The organism is Flavonifractor sp. An4 (genome assembly GCF_002161755.1).
GTDB classification, from domain to species: Bacteria; Bacillota; Clostridia; order Oscillospirales; family Oscillospiraceae; genus Flavonifractor; species Flavonifractor avicola.
Genome location: NZ_NFIL01000117.1, coordinates 1 through 815, shown reverse-complemented (window position 1 = coordinate 815; position 815 = coordinate 1). Strand labels below are relative to the sequence as shown.

General features: G+C 60.5%; 1 pseudogene. It reads right to left on the bottom strand.

What is annotated here, in order from left to right:
• A pseudogene (locus tag B5F94_RS15980) lies at positions 1-815 on the bottom strand (DEAD/DEAH box helicase); the annotation flags it as partial.

Sequence of the window (815 nt, the reverse complement as noted above, 5' to 3'; positions counted from 1 at the left end):
AGGTCCCGGGGCCGCCAGGGGCAGTCCAGGTCGTGCATGGCGATGAGACGGTCCTGGACATTGGTGCCCGCCCCCATCTTCTGTGTACTTCCCATCAGGACGCGCACCTGGCCGGAGCGGACCTTGGCGAACAGCTCTTTCTTCTTCGCCTCGGTGCCGGCCTCATGGATGAAGGCGACCTGCTCCTCCGGGATGCCGCCTCGGACAAGCTTGTGCCGCAGGTCGTCATAGACAGTGAATTGCCCGGAAGCGCCCTGGGGCGTGGAGATGTCGCAGAATACCAGCTGGGTCAGCTTGTCTGCCGCTCCCTCTCTCCAGATGCGCAGGATGTTGCCGGCGCACTGATTGACCTTGCTTCCGGGGTCGTCCGGGAGCAGAGGGTTGAGAATGCGCTGGTCCAGTCCCAGCTTGCGGCCATCCGAGGTGATTTTGAGTATGTTGTCCTCCTGGGGTTTTACACTACCGCTGTGTACCTTACTCGCCCGCTTGGACAGTTCCTGGACCATCTGCTTCTGAAATTCGGTGGGCTGGCAGACGATATTGTGGTACTCCACCTCCGGCACGGGAAGATGGAGCTGATCTGCTGTCTGGATGTCCGCTACCTCTTTGAAGAGACTCATCAGCTCCGGGAGGTTGAAGAATTTGGAGAAGCGGGTGCGGGCCCGGTAGCCGGTCCCCTCCGGGGCAAGTTCCAGGGCCGTCACGGTCTCTCCAAACCTGGAAGCCCAGCTGTCGAAGTGGGTCATGTCCAGCTCCTGGAGCCTGTCATATTGCAGATACCGCTGCATGGTGTAGAGTTCCGTCATGGAGTTGGA